The sequence below is a fragment of the Paenibacillus sp. OV219 genome, assembly GCF_900110075.1.
Classification (GTDB): domain Bacteria; phylum Bacillota; class Bacilli; order Paenibacillales; family Paenibacillaceae; genus Paenibacillus_Z.
Map to the genome: position 1 here is coordinate 236,565 of NZ_FOCJ01000006.1, position 18,762 is coordinate 255,326.

At 50.3% G+C, this 18,762-nt stretch carries 16 protein-coding genes and 1 riboswitch; of the genes, 12 read left to right on the forward strand and 4 right to left on the reverse strand.

Going from position 1 to position 18,762, the window contains the following annotated elements:
- Positions 1-22: 22 nt before the first annotated feature.
- Positions 23-925, reverse strand: coding sequence for a LysR family transcriptional regulator (locus BMY11_RS16850; protein ID WP_090578489.1), 903 nt, complete (start codon positions 923-925; stop codon positions 23-25).
- A 210-nt stretch (positions 926-1,135) separates the two neighbouring features.
- On the opposite strand from BMY11_RS16850, the gene BMY11_RS16855 reads away from it, so the two are divergent.
- Both BMY11_RS16855 and BMY11_RS16860 read left to right on the forward strand, forming a co-directional pair.
- Positions 1,136-2,410, forward strand: coding sequence for an MFS transporter (locus tag BMY11_RS16855; protein WP_090578492.1), 1,275 nt, complete (start codon positions 1,136-1,138; stop codon positions 2,408-2,410).
- A gap of 75 nt (positions 2,411-2,485) precedes the next feature.
- Entirely contained in the window at positions 2,486-3,133 is a 648-nt protein-coding gene (locus BMY11_RS16860; protein ID WP_090578495.1) for a metal-dependent hydrolase, read from the forward strand.
- Positions 3,134-3,322: 189 nt separating this feature from the next.
- Here the strand turns inward: BMY11_RS16860 and corA are convergent, their stop codons facing one another.
- Positions 3,323-4,264, reverse strand: coding sequence for a magnesium/cobalt transporter CorA (gene corA / locus BMY11_RS16865; RefSeq protein WP_090578498.1), 942 nt, complete (start codon positions 4,262-4,264; stop codon positions 3,323-3,325).
- Between the two features lie 530 nt (positions 4,265-4,794).
- A riboswitch (SAM riboswitch) is annotated at positions 4,795-4,903 on the forward strand.
- Positions 4,904-5,006: 103 nt separating this feature from the next.
- On the opposite strand from corA, the gene metA reads away from it, so the two are divergent.
- The 4 genes from metA to mqnC all read left to right on the forward strand — a co-directional run bounded on the left by metA (position 5,007) and on the right by mqnC (position 9,615).
- The gene (gene metA, locus BMY11_RS16870; protein WP_090578501.1) at positions 5,007-5,924 is read left to right on the forward strand and encodes a homoserine O-acetyltransferase MetA; all 918 of its coding nucleotides are present in this window, start codon (positions 5,007-5,009) and stop codon (positions 5,922-5,924) included.
- Positions 5,925-5,970: 46 nt separating this feature from the next.
- Positions 5,971-7,131 carry a PLP-dependent transferase gene (locus tag BMY11_RS16875; RefSeq protein WP_090578503.1) on the forward strand — a complete coding sequence of 387 codons (1,161 nt, stop codon included), beginning with the start codon at positions 5,971-5,973 and terminating at the stop codon, positions 7,129-7,131.
- A 7-nt stretch (positions 7,132-7,138) separates the two neighbouring features.
- Positions 7,139-8,296: an aminotransferase class V-fold PLP-dependent enzyme gene (locus tag BMY11_RS16880; RefSeq protein WP_090578506.1), complete on the forward strand. Its 1,158-nt coding sequence runs from the start codon at positions 7,139-7,141 to the stop codon at positions 8,294-8,296.
- Positions 8,297-8,478: 182 nt separating this feature from the next.
- Positions 8,479-9,615: a cyclic dehypoxanthinyl futalosine synthase gene (gene mqnC / locus BMY11_RS16885; RefSeq protein ID WP_090578510.1), complete on the forward strand. Its 1,137-nt coding sequence runs from the start codon at positions 8,479-8,481 to the stop codon at positions 9,613-9,615.
- Between the two features lie 57 nt (positions 9,616-9,672).
- Here the strand turns inward: mqnC and BMY11_RS16890 are convergent, their stop codons facing one another.
- Complete coding sequence (locus BMY11_RS16890) at positions 9,673-10,794, reverse strand: GGDEF domain-containing protein (protein ID WP_090578513.1); 1,122 nt, start codon at positions 10,792-10,794, stop codon at positions 9,673-9,675.
- Positions 10,795-11,039: 245 nt separating this feature from the next.
- Between BMY11_RS16890 and BMY11_RS16895 the strand changes: the two genes are divergently transcribed.
- The 6 genes from BMY11_RS16895 (at position 11,040) to BMY11_RS16915 (ending at position 17,275) form a co-directional block, all read left to right on the forward strand.
- The gene (locus BMY11_RS16895) at positions 11,040-12,032 is read left to right on the forward strand and encodes a putative sporulation protein YtxC (RefSeq protein WP_177182682.1); all 993 of its coding nucleotides are present in this window, start codon (positions 11,040-11,042) and stop codon (positions 12,030-12,032) included.
- A gap of 441 nt (positions 12,033-12,473) precedes the next feature.
- Positions 12,474-14,411 (forward strand): threonine--tRNA ligase, encoded by a 1,938-nt coding sequence (gene thrS / locus BMY11_RS16900; protein ID WP_090578519.1) that lies wholly within the window; start codon positions 12,474-12,476, stop codon positions 14,409-14,411.
- A 96-nt stretch (positions 14,412-14,507) separates the two neighbouring features.
- Entirely contained in the window at positions 14,508-15,053 is a 546-nt protein-coding gene (locus tag BMY11_RS16905; RefSeq protein WP_371262865.1) for a 3D domain-containing protein, read from the forward strand.
- A 75-nt stretch (positions 15,054-15,128) separates the two neighbouring features.
- Positions 15,129-15,257 (forward strand): hypothetical protein, encoded by a 129-nt coding sequence (locus BMY11_RS29330; RefSeq protein WP_256217572.1) that lies wholly within the window; start codon positions 15,129-15,131, stop codon positions 15,255-15,257.
- Between the two features lie 150 nt (positions 15,258-15,407).
- Positions 15,408-16,796, forward strand: coding sequence for a methyl-accepting chemotaxis protein (locus BMY11_RS16910; RefSeq protein ID WP_090578524.1), 1,389 nt, complete (start codon positions 15,408-15,410; stop codon positions 16,794-16,796).
- Between the two features lie 101 nt (positions 16,797-16,897).
- Positions 16,898-17,275: a hypothetical protein gene (locus tag BMY11_RS16915; protein ID WP_177182683.1), complete on the forward strand. Its 378-nt coding sequence runs from the start codon at positions 16,898-16,900 to the stop codon at positions 17,273-17,275.
- A gap of 122 nt (positions 17,276-17,397) precedes the next feature.
- Here BMY11_RS16915 and BMY11_RS16920 read toward each other — a convergent pair whose 3' ends face one another.
- Complete coding sequence (locus tag BMY11_RS16920; RefSeq protein WP_090578527.1) at positions 17,398-18,693, reverse strand: ammonium transporter; 1,296 nt, start codon at positions 18,691-18,693, stop codon at positions 17,398-17,400.
- Between the last annotated feature and the right edge of the window lie 69 nt (positions 18,694-18,762).

Consider the following 18,762-nt stretch of genomic DNA (forward strand, 5'->3'; position numbering starts at 1 on the left):
GAAATCCCTCCTTGGATAACAATCATTCACTGCTAATGAACTGATCCTCAGGCATCCCTTTCAAATCGCTAAGAAATTGCTTCATGGCAGAGTTGATGTACCGCCCTGACTTATAGACAAGGCCGACCGGATGACTCATGTTGAACTCATTCACTTTAATACGATTCAGCGTGCCTAGTCGGACTTCGTTGTCAATCGACAGCTTGGAAACAACGGCTGCGCCGAGATTGATTTCTACCATCCGTTTTACTTCTTCGCTGCTCGAGAGCTCCATAACGATGTTCGGCTGCAGGTTGAATTTACGGAAGATTTGATCGAGAAATCTTCGTCCTAATGTATCCGGTGACAGCATAATCATGGGAATGTCCTTCAATGATTCTACTGTAGTATGCTTCAAATGGGCCATCGGATGCTCAGGCGCTACGACGAGCTCATACGTGTCATAGTACAGAATTGCGGACTCCAGATGCGGATTACGCTCCGACAGATAGGTGATGCCGATGTCTACAGTGCCGTTTTCTACGCTAGTCATAACGCCGGAAGAGGGCATGGAGTGAATCGTTGTTTTGATCATCGGGAACTGGTTCTGGAAATACGACAGTACGCGCGGCAAAATCTGAATGGCGATGGAAGATGTTGTTCCGAGCACGATATGACCCTGCGGTGTTTGGCTCAGATCGGACAGCTTCTGCTTCAGGTCCTCAACGATGGCTAATATTTTTTCGGCATGTTCGAGAAAGACCTGACCACGGTCGGTTAAGGTGACAGGCTGATTCCGATCAATTAGCACCGTTTTAAACTCATCCTCGAGGCTTTTGACTTGTGCGGATACAGCCGGCTGCGTTAAATTAAGCAGTTCACCCGCTTTACGAAAGCTCATCGTTCGTGAGATCGTTAGCAAGGTTTCGAGCTGGTTAATGTTCACGGAATCGAATCCCTCCTTAGTGATTAAAGATTTTTATCAGACTGATATAAGTATATCGGAAAAATAGGCGGACAGCAAAATAGAACCAAAATACCAGTGTGATTTGCAGCTTTAAAGGAATAAAGCAGGATATACCTCTCCACTTGTCGAAAGGTGTTGTTGTCCAGAAGAAGCCCCATTTACGAGCCCTTAAAAAGGAGCGAATTGACGATGAATACGAAGGCCGTACGCAGTTGGATTATGTACGATTGGGCCAATTCGGCTTTTGCCACGACTGTGATGGCTGCGGTAATGCCCGTCTTCTACAAAACGGTGGCTGGTGCGAATCTGGAAGGGAATACAGCTGAGAACTACTGGGGTTATACACAGACAATCGCGATGATCTTCGTAGCACTGCTATGTCCGGTTCTGGGCGCAATTGCAGATTTTGCTGGTTCCAAAGTAAGGTTTCTATCCGTCTTCATGGTTATCGGTGCACTTGCGACGGCTGCGATGGGGCTGGTCGGCGAGGATGATTGGCTGTTCGCGTCCATTCTCGTTGTTATTGGGACAATCGGATTCGCAGCGTCCAACACCTTCTATGATGGGCTCATTACTGAAGTGTCCACGCCGGAGACGCTCAACACGGTAAGCAATAAAGGGTATGCGATGGGATACTTAGGCGGCGGGCTGCTGCTGCTCATTAATCTCGTGATGATAGAAGGCTGGGAGAAGCTCGGCTTTCCGAGTAAAACGGTCGCCACACAAATTGTGTTCGTCACAGTTGGCATCTGGTGGATTGTGTTTTCGCTACCGATTATGAGGAATGTCAAGGAAACACCTCAAGGAACAGCTGCTGGTGTCGGAGATGCGATTCAAAGAGGCATGCAGCGCATTGGTGCGACGATACGTACACTTAAGTCCTATCCGGAGCTGCTCAAATATATGGCTTCGTTCTGGTTCTTCAATGACGGTATCAATACGGTCATCGTCATGGCGACGATTTATGGAGCCGGCATTGGCATTGAGACAAGCGATCTAATCGCTGCGCTGCTCATTACCCAGTTTGTCGGATACCCGTGTACGCTGCTCTTTATAAAAGTTGCCGCTCGTCTGGGCATTAAGAAATCGCTCTATAGCTCCTTGTTTGTCTATGTCATTATCGTTATACTTGGATTTTTCATGGAAAGCGCGCTTCACTTCTACTTGCTCGCGGTATTGGTCGGTGTCGTCCAAGGCGGAAGCCAAGCAACGGCTAGATCGCTTTATGCGTCGCTTGTACCGCCATCGAAAACTGCGGAGTTTTTCGGATTCCTAAGCTTATCGAGCAAATTTGCTGCGGTGGCAGGTCCAGCCGTGTTCTCGATCGTTGGCAGCATTACCGGTTCGAGCCGGCTCGGCATTCTCGCGTTACTTGCGTTCTTCATCATCGGTATCATCCTACTCGCTTATGTGAATATCGAGAAGGGGCGCGAAGAAGCCGTTGCGCTGGAGCCTATCAAGTAGGAAGCGTCAAGCGCTGCTCTGCCAAAAGCACGGCGACAGCCGTTTCACCTCAGTCATACGATTCAGGAGGCAAGTATGAAAGGAACAACACATCTGGCGATCGGAATCGCCATCGGGGTAGTAGGTGCTGCAACTCATCCGATAACTCCGAAGAATGCGGCAGTCTTTCTGGTCGTTGCAGCATTCTCCGCGCTCGCCGCAGATCTCGACGGCACGAGCATGTTGAGCGGGAAGCTGAGCAAAGCGGCGAAGCTCATTCGGGAGCTGCTGCTATGGGGCGGCTTACTGCTGGCCGGAAGCGTGGTGTATATGTACGCGGCGCGAGGGATCTTCTATCCGCTATTCACGGCGGGAGCAGCAGCAGTCCTACTGCTCGGATTATTGTCTCGAACTGGAGCAATCCGCAATGCGCTTGTTAGCGCAATTGGCGGTATTCTGCTGTACACGGGTTTCACAACCCAGATGAACTGGCTGATGGGACTGGGCTTATTCATTGCGTGGGTGCCTTGGCTGAATCATCGTGGACTTACTCATACAGTGTGGGCCGTTATAGCATGGGGAGCGATCGGATGGAGCCTGGAGCAGCAGCTCGGCATTCCAGGGGTTGCCTACACGGCGATATGCGGGTATGTCTCGCATCTTGTTGCGGATACATTAACGCCGAGCGGCGTCAAATGGCTGTATCCGCTGACTAAGAAAACGTTCAAGGTGCCTTTTCTGTAAGCAGGGCAAATCGAAGGGGCGGCTATTAGAGCAAGGAATGATAGCCGTCGATGAATACCTTTATTGCAAGAATTAAGAAGATCAGTGCGGCGAGCAGCGATACGGTGCGAACGAAGCCTTATGTATAAGCGAAGAGGCTCCCCCAGGTGGCAATTGCGACCCGGGTGAGCCTCTTTGTTGCAATAGGTGTTACAGCCAATCCTTCTTGCGGAAAATATAGAACATGCCGAACCCAAGGAATAGCATGAACGATAGAAGCAAATAGGAGCCGCCATGCAGATGTAGACCGGGGATATAGTCAAAGTTCATCCCGTAAATGCCTGTAATGAAGGTCAGAGGCATGAATATCGTCGTCAGCGCCGTAAACACGCGCATGATTTCGTTCGCACGGTTCGCAACGGAGGACTGATATGCCTCTCGTAAGTTGCCCATCAGATCGCGATACGTATCGAAAGTCTCGGCGATCTTCACGGCGTTCTCGTAGATGTCGCTGAAGTACTTCTGCAGCTCGTCATCAATGAGTTTCAAATCCTTCTTATTGAGCTTCGCGATCAATTCCTTCTGCGGGCCAAGTACTTTCTTCAGCCACAGAATTTCGCTTCGGAGACCGATGATTTCATTCAGATGCGACTTCTTCGTGTGCACCAGAATGTCTTCCTCCAAGCTCTCGATACGCGCTTCAATTCGATCGCCTACGAGGAAGTAGTTGTCGACGACAAGATCGACAAGGTGATACAGGAACCGGTCAGGACGGCTAACTTGCTCCTCAAGCAGAATCGGCTTCAACGCACGGAGCTCGTTAATCTTCTGCTTCGTAACGGTAATAATATAATGACGCCCCAAGAAAATATTCAAGGCACGCAGGAAGATTTCTTCATCATCAAATCGGATGCTATTAATAACGATAAAATAATGGCCTTCTTGTTCATGAATTTCTATCTTCGGCCGTTGCTCCTCCTCGCTCAAACAGTCCTCAACGGCCAGTTCATGCAAGGCGAAGATCGGCTGAAGCACGGCAAGATCATCCACATCCGCGTCGATCCAATAGAATCCTTCGTTCGGCGGGTAGACAGCTTGCTCAATGTCTTCGATCGGTGTAAACACACCTTGGTTTACGAGACGAATTTTCATCCGCGTTCCTCCTCTCATCACGATGTTACACATTCCCGGATACCGGCAAGAGGAAATAGAACGGGCGTAACGCCAAGCAAACCAAGATCGCCAAAAGCCTGCTAGGATTAATGTATCGTGAATAACGGCAGGGGTGCGGGTGCGAATATGGCAGGCTTATTGTTCGGTCCGATGCGCTTATGTCCTCTATGCTGGTTATCAATGCGGTTGTCCGCAGGCCACGGGTCGCCTTCCATAATCGTAAACACCCCTTTAAACACGTTTAGTTGGTAAATGAGAAAAATACACGCGAATCCAAGTGAGCGAAAGCTCCAAAAACCTTGGAAATCAGCGCAATTCTTGTCTAGTATACTCCGACAATGTCTTTCCATACAAGCACAAAGTAATGTAGGGCTCCACGTAATACCATATGCCGGGAAAAGCCTGTGGTTACGCGGGTTTAGCCCATGATTTCAGGTGTGCTTCTTGACGCGGAAACGCGAATCATTTAAAGTATGAGTTAAGAATGACCATAACCGAATAAGCAAGCTTTCTTATCAAGAGCAGGCGGAGGGACTAGCCCGATGAAGCCCGGCAACCGGCGTGAAAACGCACGGTGCTAATTCTTGCGGAAACGATTCAGTTTCTGAGAGATGAGAGGCGCATGAACTTTACCAATTTATGCCCCTCTCTGCCAGAGAGGGGCTTTTTTCGATTAGCGCTCCTTCTTCGAGAGATACGACAACAGACAGGAGAGTGTAATATGCCAATTAAAGTGCCAGACCAGCTGCCGGCGAAAGATATTTTAACGAATGAGAACATCTTCCTTATGGATGAGTCGGTCGCTTACCATCAAGATATTCGTCCACTGCGCATCGCGATACTAAACCTCATGCCGACGAAGGAAACGACTGAGACGCAGCTGCTTCGCCTCATCGGGAATACGCCGCTTCAGGTGGAGGTTGTGCTGCTGCATCCGAAGACACATACATCGAAGAACACATCAAGCGAGCATCTTGAGTCGTTCTACAAGACGTTTGAAGATATCAAGCATGAATACTACGATGGAATGATCATCACGGGGGCACCGGTCGAGACACTTTCTTTTGAAGAAGTGAACTACTGGGAAGAGCTGAAGGACATTATGGACTGGTCCGCTCGCAAAGTGACGTCGACTTTCCATATCTGTTGGGGCGCTCAAGCAGGGCTGTACCACCATTACGGCATTCAGAAATATGATCTCGATGAGAAAATGTTCGGCGTCTTCCCGCACACGGTTGAGAAGCGGAATGTGCCGCTTGTTCGCGGATTTGACGAGATGTTCCTCGTTCCGCAATCCCGCCATACAGGGGTTCGCTATGACGACGTCGCGGCTGTGAACGATCTGGAGATTCTATCGGTTTCCGAGGAAGCGGGCATCTACCTTGCAGCATCCAAGAACGGGAAGCAGATTTTCGTCACGGGCCATTCGGAATATGATCCGTCCTCGCTGAAGTACGAATATGACCGGGATGTTGCAAGAGGGATGGACATTGCCTTGCCGAGAAACTATTACCCTAATAATGATCCTTCGCGCCAACCGCTTTCCACGTGGAGAGCGCACGCGAACCTGTTGTTCTCGAACTGGCTGAATTATTATGTCTATCAGCAAACTCCGTATGATCTTGGGGCAGGCATTTAATCAAGCGAATATTTAACAATAATCGGTGAGAGGAAGTCATGATCAGATGAAAATTGAAAGCCGTTTAGCGCAAATTGGATCCATTAAAGAACCTGTTACCGGAGCAGTCAGCTTCCCGGTGTATCAAGCGACGGCCTTCCGTCACCCGCGGCTTGGCGAAAGCACTGGCTTTGATTATGCACGTACGAAGAGCCCGACACGGACGGTGCTGGAAGAAGCGGCGGCTGAGCTCGAATCCGGCGACGCGGGCTTTGCCTGCAGCAGCGGCATGGCTGCGCTGACTACAGTATTCTCGTTATTTAGCCAAGGTGACCATCTATTGGTTTCCCTTGATCTATACGGCGGTACATACCGTCTGCTTGAGAAAATTATGAGCCGTTTCGGCGTGACAGCTTCTTATGTAGACACGAATGACATTGATGGACTTAGCGAGCTGTGTACGCCTGCGACAAAAGCGATTCTGATCGAGACACCGACGAATCCACTTATGATGATTACGGACCTTGAGCGTGTATGCGCGTGGGCGAAGTCGAAGGGATTGCTGTCGATCGTTGACAACACGCTTCTTACGCCGTTCTTCCAACGCCCAATCGAGCTTGGCGCAGACATTATCGTGCATAGCGCGACCAAATATCTTGGCGGCCATAACGATGTGTTGGCTGGTTTGATCGTGACGAAAGGCAAGGAGCTATCGACTCAGATGGCTTTCCTTCATAACTCGCTCGGCGCGGTGCTTGGTCCGCAGGATTCCTGGCTCTTAATGCGCGGCATGAAGACGCTCGCGCTGCGGATGGAGCGCCATCAAGCGAATGCGACGGCAATTGCGAACTGGCTGCTGACGCATGAAGCGATTGATGATGTCTATTATCCGGCGCTGCCGCATCACCCTGGCCATGAAGTACAGAACCGTCAATCCTCCGGCAATACAGGCATTTTCTCGTTCCGCCTGAAGAATGCTGCTTACGTGGAGCCGATTCTTCGCCACATTAAGCTGATCGCATTCGCAGAAAGCCTTGGCGGCGTTGAGTCACTGATGACTTATCCGGCGGTTCAGACGCATGCGGATATTCCGATCGAAATTCGCCAGAAGATCGGCGTAGACGACCGGCTGCTTCGTTTTTCAGTGGGCATCGAACATGCCGATGACATCATTGCGGATTTGGCGCAAGCATTCGAAGCAGCAAAAAGCGAGCTTGGGGAGGCATAAGAACACGATGGCAGATAACAACCAAGAGAAGAAATTTGCGACGAAGCTGATTCATTTTGGCTCTGAAATTGACGAAACGACAGGTGCCTCGAGCGTGCCGATTTATCAGGCATCGACGTTCCATCATCATGATATTCATAACCCGCCGACGCATGATTACAGCCGTTCCGGCAACCCGACACGTCAAGCGCTTGAGGATTATATCACGCTGCTCGAAGGCGGCGTACGCGGCTTTGCGTTCGCATCCGGTATGGCGGCAATCTCGACAGCGTTCTTGCTCTTCTCCACAGGCGATCACGTCATCGTGACAGAAGACGTATACGGTGGCACGTATCGCTTGCTGACGACGGTGTTGAACCGTCTCGGCATTGAATCGACATTCGTAGACATGACGAATGTCGAAGCGGTGAAGGCTGCGCTGCAGCCGAATACGAAGGCGGTCTTCATTGAGACGCCGTCGAATCCGACGCTTAAGATTACCGATATCACTACAATTGCAGCATGGGCAAAAGAAAATGAGCTCATTTCGCTGCTCGATAATACGTTCATGACACCGTACCATCAGCGTCCGATCGAGCTTGGCGTAGACATCGTGCTGCACAGCGCGACGAAGTTCCTAGGCGGCCACAGCGACGTGCTTGCAGGACTTGCCGTTGTCGCAACAGAAAGCCTTGGCAAGCGGCTGAAGCAGCTCCAGAACGGGCTTGGCACCGTCCTTGGCGCACAGGAATCATGGCTCTTGATGCGCGGCATGAAGACGCTGCAAGCACGTATGGAGCATAGCGAGAAGAGCGCGCGCAAGCTGGCGGAGTGGCTCGATAGCCGCTCGGATATTACTAGCGTTTTCTACCCTGGGCTCAAGGATCATCCAGGACGCGAAATTCATGAGAAGCAGTCCAAAGGCTATGGCGCTGTCGTTTCCTTCGATGTTGGTGACGGGGACCGTGCGAAAGCGGTATTGAACCGTGTGACGCTGCCGCTCGTTGCGGTAAGTCTTGGTGCTGTTGAAAGTATTTTGTCATACCCAGCGATGATGTCGCATGCGGCAATGCCGCGTGAAGTGCGTCATGAGCGCGGAATTACGGATGGCTTGCTGCGTTATTCGGTCGGTCTCGAGGATATTGACGATCTCATTGCAGATCTCGACCAAGCGCTCAAAGGTTAATTTAAGCGCAAATAAAGCGATACGCGGCAGTCCAAGCGGACTAGCCGCGTTTTTCGCCGTTTTGGCTTGACTTTACGCGGGCAGTCGCGAAATGACGTAAGTGAATCGTTTGTGGTAGTATAAGTTGAAACCTTACTGGGTACGGAAAAAGTGAAAAGTGGATAGAGAAGGAGGTCTCCCTCGTGCAACAAGTAGATCGTATTTTGGACAAAGCACTGCAAGGAGAACGACTCGGGCTCGAAGACGTAGTAACGCTATTTGAATCCGAGGAAATTGAGAAAATGGGCCATGTGGCCAATCAGCTGATGCTAAGACATCATCCTGATCCGATCACGACATTCGTAGTAGGACGCAACATTAACTATACAAACGTATGTGATGTGTATTGCCGTTTCTGCGCTTTCTATCGCGCTCCGGGATCGGCGGAAGGCTACGTGCTGTCGGATGAGGTGATCTTGCAGAAGATCAAAGAAACGATGGACGTTGGCGGTACCGAGATTCTGATGCAAGGCGGCGTGAACCCGAACCTGCCGTTCACGTACTACACGGATCTGCTGCGCAAGATCAAGCAGCATTATCCAGGCATTACGATGCATTCCTTCTCCCCTGCGGAGATTCATAAGATGGTTGCTGTATCTGATGGTTTGACACTGGAACAGGTCATGCGCGAACTGAACCAAGCAGGCCTTGACTCGCTTCCAGGCGGCGGCGGTGAAATTCTCGACGACCGGACAAGACGGAAGATCAGCCGTCTGAAGGGTTCTTGGACCGACTGGATGGATGTCATGAAGACGGCTCACCGTGTCGGCATGAACACAACGGCGACGATGGTTATCGGCTTCGGCGAGGAGATGGAGGAGCGAGCGCTTCACCTGCTCCGCGTACGTGACGCGCAGGATGAGTGCATTTCGAATGGTTACAACTCCAAGGGCTTCCTCGCGTTCATTCCGTGGACGTTCCAGCCGGAGAATACGAATATGAAGCGGGAGAAAGCGACGCCTGAGGAGTACTTGAAGACGCTCGCGATCAGCCGTATTACGCTCGATAATATTGATAACTTCCAATCGTCGTGGGTAACGATGGGACCAGAGGTCGGTAAGTTGTCGTTGTCTTACGGCTGCAATGACTTCGGCAGCACGATGATTGAAGAGAACGTCGTTTCGGCAGCGGGTACAACGCATAAAGTAAACATCGAATCCATCCTTCGCCTTATTCGTGAAACAGGCAAAATCCCTGCTCAGCGCAATACGAAGTATGACATTCTTAAAGTGTACAGCGAGTCCGAGCATGCAGCGAACGACTTCGTGATGCAGAACTAATTGAATAAACAAACAAAAGCTTCCCAGCTGGGAAGCTTTTTTTATGTTTGTTAGCGATTAAGCGAGCTGACTCTCTCCGCTCTCATGCGGCGGGTCTGCCCAGATGACCGTACAATTCTTACCGTTGTTCTTCGCTTTATAGAGTGCGGTATCGACTCGATTGAAGAAGTGCTCTTTGCCTTCGCCAGTCGAATATTCAGCGAAGCCGATGCTGACTGTAATCGGCTCACCGCCTAGCGATTGCTGCGGCAGCTTGGATAACGCTTCACGGATTAGCTCGACGACAGTTAGTGATTCATTGCTCGATTGATCCGTAAACAGGACGGCAAACTCTTCGCCTCCGTAACGTGCGATGAAGTCGTTCACACGTGACTTGCTCCGAAGCAGCTCCGATACGTTCCTTAGAATGGCATCGCCGGCACGATGGCCGTATCTGTCATTCACAAGCTTGAAGTTGTCGATATCGATAATAGCCAGCTGCAGTGAGAGGCCGTAGCGTTCGTGCTGATCAATAAGCTTCTCGAAAAACTCATGAAAAGTCATATGGTTGTACAGCCCGGTTAGCGCATCGGTCTTGGCGAGCTTGTCCATCCAGACCGTCTTGACGAGCAGCTCCTGATTCCGTTCGAAATTTGATTTCAAATGGCTGAGCAGCTCCATGCCACGGCTTAGAATTCCCCATGCGATGAGGGTGAAGGCGCAGAACATAACTGTAATCGTGATGAGACCGACAATTGAAATGTCATTATTGGCAAAGTAACTAGTGCCATACATGATGTATAGCGAAGCTAATGTATTGCCAAGAGCGAAGAGCAGCTTCTTGGTCTGAAAGTAGAAGATGGACACCATAATGGGTAAAAACAACGCCAGTATCAAGTAATTGATGGAGTTGTGGATATAAACAATTGTGAAGGCGATCAACGTTGAAGTTAGGATGACGATATAATCCTGATATCGCCCGTTATATAAACGAAGCCCGAGCTCGGCCATGAGCAGAAACCCAAGCAGCAGCGCGGATGGTCTGACCATATATTCAATGATGAATTGCGTTCTTGGTAATTCTGAGACGGTGGAGTACAAACTTTCAAGAATGATTGTAATGATGAGAATGGACCAGAAGCCATTCAGCAGCATACGATTCCAGCGGTATCTATTGTAATTAATTGACTCGTAATCCATAGGTTTCACTCCGGCTAGACAGCTTCATTTGGAAATAAATATACCACGATTCCCCTTTCATTCCAATCCCATTCCAGTGCAGGTAGAGCCTACATCGTATATATGCTTTTGCTGAGCCATATACTGTTAAGGAAGCTCGCAAAAGCTTACTCGCAGCCCTTCAAGCTCCAATATTGCCGTCAGTATGAGCGGCTCAATAGATGCGCTTTCGTCCCTTGCCCACTAAAAAAGTTAGGAGTGTGCTTATGGAACTCTTTACTGTTACTTTGCTTTCTGCTTCAAATGAAGCGATTGATCTGTTGCATCAATGTATGAGTGAACAATTCGCCGGCTTACATAGCAATAGCAAGTTAGATGCTGTGCGCCTTACAAGGCCAGAATATGAATCCATGGAGATCCAATGTCATGCACAGCTGCCATTGTTCAATTTGGCTGTAGACGGTCCGATAGTTTATCGCGAAGCAGCAGTCGCCATCGGACATTTCATTATGCGTGAGCTTGAGCCAATGCTCCTTAAGGCGATTATTCGCAAGCAGTTCCATTATGAAGAGAGCAAGGAGATCGAACTGCTTGAGCGGTATTGTCAAAATATACTGTATGGCGTTCAAGTACCTGCCGTTCAAGCCGATGATACCGATACGGCAATGCTGCGGACGGATCGAGAGCGGCGTTTAAACAAAGTTTCCGATGAGGTGGAGCAGTTCCTCGTTAGTAATACCCGGATGCATCTTGACGGCTTCGTCACCTTCCGCTTGGCTCCGTATTGGCAGGAGCTCAAGGAAGTCGTCGCTTATGCCGTCGATGAGTATGTAATGGATAAGCAATATCAGGAGTTTATTTCGCTGCTGAAATATTTTGTCCGGATGCAGGAAGTGAAGCTGCCGATCGTCCATGTGCTGCATAAGGGCGGCAGTGACTTTGTTCTTTATGATCACGAGTTCCAGCTTCTCGATACCGTTCCGGCGGACCGAATCGTAGCGGAGATGCTTGAGTCCGAGATGAACATGGAAGATATGATCGTGAGCACGCTAATTACGGTGTCACCGCAGCAGATCGTGATTCACACTCGCCAGCCAGAGCTCCCGGTGATGCGCACGCTGGAGACGATATTTGAACATAGAGTGAGACTGTGCTGCACCTGCGGACATTGCAACCTCTATTTTGACGAGCAAGGTCAACCTATTATCGGAATGCCTGAGAATGCCAAGGAGATACGCGTTCGGAATGTAATCCCGTGAGTTAGTAACACTTGACTGGGCTTGACGAAGGCTTAAGCGACGCATTATAATAATTCACATGTAAAAGCATTGACAAAGACATGTATCGCTTGCCGGCTCGTCCCAGAGAGAGGAAATATTGGCTGAAATTTCCTTATGATGCAGTAGCGATTTACCCCTTTGTAGCTGTGCTGTTGAACCCGCTCTCTTGTTACAAGGATGATCGGTAGTAAGCTGCGCCGGGCTGTTCCCGTTACAGAACATCTACAAGGATCGGCGGCTTGAGGCAATAATTAAGCGCTGATTGAACTAGGGTGGAACCACGGGTCTATGACAAGCACTCGTCCCTTCGCGGGATGTGTGCTTTTTTTATTGGGCTGCAACCGCATTGATTGGTTTACGTGTAAGGACAACCATGCGGTTTATAAGCATGCCGCGCAAAACAAGGAGGACATGAGTAAGATGGCCATTCAAGTTAAACTGCCAGACGGCGCAATTCGCGAGTACGAACAAGGCACTACAATTGAAGAGGTTGCAGGCTCGATCAGCACTGGACTTAGAAAGAATGCGATCGCAGGTAAAGTGGACGGTAAAGTTGTGGATATCTATTCGCAGCTTGAGAGCGACGCTGCTCTCGAAATCGTTACACTCGATTCCGCTGACGGACTTGAGGTATACCGCCACAGTACAGCCCATTTGATGGCGCAAGCAATTAAACGCTTGTTTGGCGGAAACGACGTGAAGCTTGGTATCGGTCCGGTTATCGAAGACGGCTTCTACTACGATATCGATATGGAGCAATCGCTCACACCAGAAGATCTTGTGAAGATTGAGAAGGAAATGGAGCGTATTGTCCAAGCGGACTTGCCGATTCGCCGCCGTGTTGTCAGCCGTGAGGAAGCGATCGCAACTTTCACAGAGATCAATGATCCACTCAAGCTGGAGCTCATCCGCGACCTGCCTGCAGAGGCGCAAATTACAATGTACGACCAAGGTGAGTTCTTCGACCTTTGCCGTGGACCGCATTTGCCGTCGACTGGCCGTATCAAAGCGTTCAAGCTGCTGAGCGTAGCCGGCGCATACTGGAGAGGCGATTCCAAGAATAAAATGCTGCAGCGCATCTACGGAACAGCGTTCCCGAAGAAAGCGCAGCTTGACGAGCATTTGCACTTCCTTGAGGAAGCGAAGAAGCGCGATCACCGTAAACTCGGCCGCGAGCTGAAGATGTTTACGTTCTCCCGCGAAGTGGGTCAAGGCTTGCCGCTCTGGCTGCCGAACGGCGCGCGTCTGCGTAGAACGATGGAACGTTATATCGTAGACCTCGAGGAGCGTCTGGGCTACCAGCACGTGTATACGCCGGTTCTTGCGAACGTTGAGCTATACAAAACCAGCGGTCACTGGGAGCACTACAGCGAGGACATGTTCCCTAAGATGACGCTCGACAACGAGGAGCTCGTTCTTCGTCCAATGAACTGCCCTCACCATATGATGGTGTTCAAGAGCGATATGCGTTCTTACCGCGACCTGCCGGTTCGAGTAGCGGAGCTTGGCACGATGCACCGTTATGAAATGTCCGGCGCGCTCACTGGCTTGCACCGTGTGCGTGCGATGACGCTGAACGATGCGCATATTTTCTGCCGTCCGGATCAAATCAAGGATGAGTTCGCGCGCGTAGTCAACTTGATCCGTCAGGTGTACGATGATTTCGGCATCAAGGATTACCGTTTCCGCTTGTCGTACCGCGATCCGAAGGATACAGAGAAGTACTTCCAGAACGACGAGATGTGGGAAATGTCCCAGCGCATGCTGCGTGAAGTTGTTGAAGAGCTGGGCTTGCCATTCTTCGAAGCAGAAGGCGAAGCGGCGTTCTACGGACCGAAGCTCGACGTGCAGATCAAGACAGCGCTTGGCAAAGAAGAGACGCTCTCGACTGCACAGCTCGACTTCCTGCTTCCAGAGCGCTTCGAGCTTGAATACATCGGTGACGACGGCAAGAAGCACCGTCCTGTCGTTATCCACCGTGGCATTATCTCCACAATGGAGCGTATGACTGCGTTCTTGCTCGAGAACTTCGCAGGCGCATTCCCGCTCTGGCTGTCGCCAGTGCAAGCGAAGATCATTCCAGTATCGACAGCGTACGAAGCTTATGCGCGTGAGCTGGAAGAGAAGCTGCAGCTTGCAGGCATTCGCGTGGAGACAGACCTTCGCAACGAGAAGCTCGGCTACAAGATTCGTGAGGCTCAGCTTGAGAAGGCGCCTTACATGCTTGTTATCGGCGAGAACGAGATGCAGTCTGAATCCGTATCGGTTCGTAAGCGCGGCGAAGGCGACCTTGGCTCGAAGCCGGTTGCTGAGCTGATTGCGCTGCTGCAAGCTGAGATTGCCAACAAAACCATCTAATACAGCTTTACGGACGGTCTGCTGAGCAGCTGTCAGCGCATAAAGCTTGTCTCGCTGGGGCATCCTTCGTGAATAAGGAGGATAACAAACCAGATGATGACAAGCTTTTTGTCGTTTCAGCGCTTCGCTACAGCGGTGACGGCCATGATACTGATCATGACGCTGCTAATTGCAGAATGCACTGCAGCAGGCAGTCGCGGAGAAGCTCCCAAGCATAAATTAAAGCACAAGAATGAGCTTTCCGTACAAGTTGTAGCTACTGGCTATACAGCGGGTGTGGAATCCACGGGCAAGAAGCCGGGACATCCGCAATACGGCATTACGTATTCAGGTGTGCGGGTGCGGAGGGCTTTTGTATCTACGATTGCAGCTGATCCGAAGGTGTTTCCGATTGGAACGGTGCTTTATATACCCGGTTACGGATACGGCGTTGTAGCAGATACCGGTTCAGCGATTAAAGGAAAGAAGATCGATTTATATTTTGAAACGAGGAAGCAAGTATTCAAGCAATGGGGCAAGAAGAAGGTGACGGTACGCATCCTGAAGCGAGGAAACGGCAAGCTGACGACAGCTCGGCTGAACGCATTAAATCAGGCGGTTACGGTCGACAAAACGATCCCGCGAGAGTTGCTTGAATCGTAATATTATTCGTAAACGACTAGCATAAACTCTTCTCTGCATTGCCATAATAAGTGATGTACCGGGAGGTGAGCTGCGATGGCGAAAAATAAAAACAACAAAATGAATGCTGCCCAAACGAAATATAATGCTGAGTTTGCTTCTGAGAATGCTGCAGGTGCAACTAGCGTAACAACAAAAGGAGCTTCTCAGAAAGCGGAGAAATAGGATATAAGCTATTCCTTAACTGAAGAAGCAGAAAAGAGATAGAGGACCTGATAAGGGTCCTCTTTTCTTTTGAGCGTTTACACTTGGAAAGATGTGGACTATACTATGGTATAATTCCTGACATCATTCAGCAAAAAAGGTGGTTTTTCGATGAAAGCACTGCAGCGTATTTGGTCCAGGGGGTCTAAACCTACCCAGACGAGCATTGATGAAGTGGGCGTATTGTCCCAGCTAATCAATGAATCGTTAGTTATTTCGGATCAGCTCACCGCCGCAGTGGAGGAAGTGAATCAGTCGATTAGCCAGCTTACAGACATCACAGATCAATCAGCAATTCGAGAAGGCGAGCTGCGTGGGTGCAGCGAGCGGGCCATGGAACGAATCGGTGAAACTTTCTCTACACTGCAAGAGGTTGCCGCATCCGCTGAGCAAATTAGCGATACGGCGCAGCTTCTGGACACGGAGAGCAAGGAAACGAAGGAAGTTGTAGTAGAAGTATGCCGTTCGCTCATGAACACGGACAAAGTGATGAATGAGCTGCAGCGGCAAAATGGCGAGATGGATCTACATATTCACGCACTCATTGAACAGACGTCACGCATTAATGAAATCAACAGCTTTATTCAAGAGATCGTCTCCCAAACCTCGTTGCTTGCTCTTAACGCTTCCATTGAAGCGGCTCATGCCGGCGAATACGGGCGTGGTTTCTCGGTCGTTGCGCAGCAGATCAAGAAGCTCGCGGAACAGAGCCATGAGGCGGTCAGACGGTCTAGCTCGCTAGTCGAGGAGATTGAGAATGGCGTGAAGCAGGTGGTATCTTCTGTATCGCTTGAGAAGTCCGCAGTTGAGGACGGCATCCAAGAGATGGCGCAGACGAAAGAGCGGATGGATGTGATCTTGGGTAGGATCCAAGAGGTTGACCGGCTTGTCAGCAAGAGTAGTTCGGCGAGCAAGCAGCAAACGGCGAGCATGACAGGTGCGACGGATATGCTGAAGGATGTTGTCGACGCGGTTTCGCAGACGCTTGTAAGCGTAGATGTAACTTTGGCGGACACACATAAGCAACGTAGGCAGATTAAGAAGCTGGACCGGATCAGCACGAATTTACATAAGTCATCGGATGAGCTGACCAAGGCGATTAACAAGGTTGGCGTCAAGAATGAAGTGAAGGACGCCAACATTAACGTTAGCGGCTCGATGCAGCAGCTGACGAGGCTGGCAACAGAAACAGCGATCAGTTCGCTGGACGATGTGGTGCATCAAGCGCTGCTAGGTCAGCTGCTCAGCCAATTGCCGGAGATCGAAGCCATCTGGTCCAACAGAGATGACGGCTCGTTTATCTACTCGCAACCGGAAGCGGGCTTGCTGAATGCGAAGGGGCGTCAGTGGTGGAGACAAGCGATGGAGGGCAAGTCCTTTACATCGGAAGTATACATCTCCGCGATTACGAAGAAGCCATGCTTAACGATCTCGGTACCGATTCGTGGTGCGAGCGGTCAGCTAATTGGTGTGCTCGGAGCGGACATTCGGGTCAAATAATGGTCACATTTTCACGCAAAAAAGATGTTTTCAAACGGGAACTGATCGTGTAAAATAAGTTATGTAACAATTTATAACACGGTGAAGGTAGGGGAACTAACATGACTGATCCGATTGCAAACATACCGACTTCACGTTTGAGACATCGTAAAGCAGCTGAAGTGATCCCGTTCCTGAACAGCTACATTGCTAAGCGTGAGCAGGAGATTACTGAGATCGAACAAATGGTGGAGCGCTATGAGAAGCGCCGCCTGCAAGAAGAGCGCGCTTATCTGTCTATGTCCACACTGCGCCGTATGCTCTCTGGGAAGAAGCCAGATCACCACTTGGCTGTTGAATACATCCACTATGTTAAACGTCCGATGGAGAAGGTTCGCGCACTTAGGGCTGAAGTCGAACAAGCGCGTGCCATCCTGGTTACAAATAACGATTCTGACATTATCGCAGTAACTAGCGAAATGGATGATGAATTGCAATAATACTTAACCGTCCGAATGGGGGCGGTTTTTTTGTTTTTTGGCTGAAAAAAACGTCCTCTCTTATATGCGGGGCACAATCTGCTTCCACACAAGAGAGGACGGAGCCTCTATTTATATAATGATTATCTGCCAGTCTTCAGCTGCTCCAAATCAAGGAAGTCATGATCCTGATTGTAGGCTGGAACGCCATGAATACCGACATCAAGTCCAACGAGCTCCTCATCCTTGGATACGCGAACTGGCATGATACGCTTGATTAATAAGAGTGCTCCCCACGTGAGCGTGAAGCCCCATACGCTGACGACAACAAGTCCAAGTGCTTGAATGCCGAGCAAATGCAGGCCGCCACCGTAGAACAAGCCGTAGTGGTCTTTGCCGGCGCCCTTAGTCAGCTCTGGCATTGCGAACAGGCCGACAGCGAGTGTGCCGAGGCTGCCACTTACGCCGTGTACCGCGAATGCGCCGACGGGATCGTCAATCCCTTTGCTCTCCATAAACTCAGTGGCGAGAACCATCGCGATGCCGCACACGATGCCGATTGTAATAGCTGCCGCGTCGGAGACGAATGCGCAGCCGGCTGTAATGCCGACGAGTCCAGCGAGCGAGCCGTTGATGACCATCGGCGGATCTGCTTTCTTATAGCGGAACATCGTGAACAGGATACACGTTGCGCCGCCTGCAGCCGCAGAGAGCATGGTCGTTACCGCGATATGGCCGATGGAGCCGTTCGTTGCGCTAAGCGTGCTGCCGGAGTTGAAGCCGAACCAGCCGAACCAGAGGATGAACGCGCCAACAGATGCAAGTGGTAGGTTGGATGGCGGTACGATATTGCTTTTTCCTTCTGGTGTGAATTTGCCAATACGCGGGCCGATGAAGATTGCTGCTGCTAATGCAGCAAAGCCGCCGAGTGCGTGTATGACTGCGGAGCCGGCGAAGTCGATCATGCCGAGCTTACCAATCCAGCCTCCGACGCCCCAAACCCAGTGACCGGCAATCGGATAGATAAGACCAGTCATTGCAATCGCGTATAAGATGTATGCTCTGAAATGGATTCGTTCTGCGACCGCGCCAGACACGATCGAGATGACCGCGATAACGAAGGCACATTGGAAGAGCCAATAGGTTTCATGGGAGATATTGACGACGATGTGGGAGAGATCTCCATTTAATAGGAAACCGGATGTGCCGATAAGCCCGCCGGCATCTTTGCCGTACATAAGGCCAAAGCCGATGAAATAGAAGATTAATGCGCCGAAAGCGATATCAACAAACACTTTCATAATTATGCTCACTGCGTTCTTCTGTCTGACGAAGCCTGCCTCTAGCAGAGCAAAGCCGCCTTCCATGAGCAGAATCATCGCGGCCGTCAAGACGACCCAGATTGTATCTAGCCCTTGGGACAGTGTGTTTACATCCATACTTCCTCATCTCCTGTTAAGATCGTCATGTTAGGTTTTGTCTCTTCATCCAATCCGAAACCCATTATA

What these genes read in the sequence shown, in the direction of transcription:
- BMY11_RS16910 (WP_090578524.1), top strand. Translation starts at nt 15,408, where the DNA reads ATGAAAGCACTGCAGCGTATTTGGTCCAGGGGGTCTAAACCTACCCAG.
- BMY11_RS16890 (WP_090578513.1), bottom strand. Translation starts at nt 10,794, where the DNA reads ATGGATTACGAGTCAATTAATTACAATAGATACCGCTGGAATCGTATG.
- BMY11_RS16875 (WP_090578503.1), top strand. Translation starts at nt 5,971, where the DNA reads ATGAAAATTGAAAGCCGTTTAGCGCAAATTGGATCCATTAAAGAACCT.
- metA (WP_090578501.1), top strand. Translation starts at nt 5,007, where the DNA reads ATGCCAATTAAAGTGCCAGACCAGCTGCCGGCGAAAGATATTTTAACG.
- BMY11_RS16855 (WP_090578492.1), top strand. Translation starts at nt 1,136, where the DNA reads ATGAATACGAAGGCCGTACGCAGTTGGATTATGTACGATTGGGCCAAT.
- BMY11_RS16920 (WP_090578527.1), bottom strand. Translation starts at nt 18,693, where the DNA reads ATGGATGTAAACACACTGTCCCAAGGGCTAGATACAATCTGGGTCGTC.
- corA (WP_090578498.1), bottom strand. Translation starts at nt 4,264, where the DNA reads ATGAAAATTCGTCTCGTAAACCAAGGTGTGTTTACACCGATCGAAGAC.
- BMY11_RS29330 (WP_256217572.1), top strand. Translation starts at nt 15,129, where the DNA reads ATGGCGAAAAATAAAAACAACAAAATGAATGCTGCCCAAACGAAATAT.
- BMY11_RS16905 (WP_371262865.1), top strand. Translation starts at nt 14,508, where the DNA reads ATGACAAGCTTTTTGTCGTTTCAGCGCTTCGCTACAGCGGTGACGGCC.
- BMY11_RS16880 (WP_090578506.1), top strand. Translation starts at nt 7,139, where the DNA reads ATGGCAGATAACAACCAAGAGAAGAAATTTGCGACGAAGCTGATTCAT.
- BMY11_RS16860 (WP_090578495.1), top strand. Translation starts at nt 2,486, where the DNA reads ATGAAAGGAACAACACATCTGGCGATCGGAATCGCCATCGGGGTAGTA.
- BMY11_RS16915 (WP_177182683.1), top strand. Translation starts at nt 16,898, where the DNA reads ATGACTGATCCGATTGCAAACATACCGACTTCACGTTTGAGACATCGT.
- BMY11_RS16895 (WP_177182682.1), top strand. Translation starts at nt 11,040, where the DNA reads ATGGAACTCTTTACTGTTACTTTGCTTTCTGCTTCAAATGAAGCGATT.
- thrS (WP_090578519.1), top strand. Translation starts at nt 12,474, where the DNA reads ATGGCCATTCAAGTTAAACTGCCAGACGGCGCAATTCGCGAGTACGAA.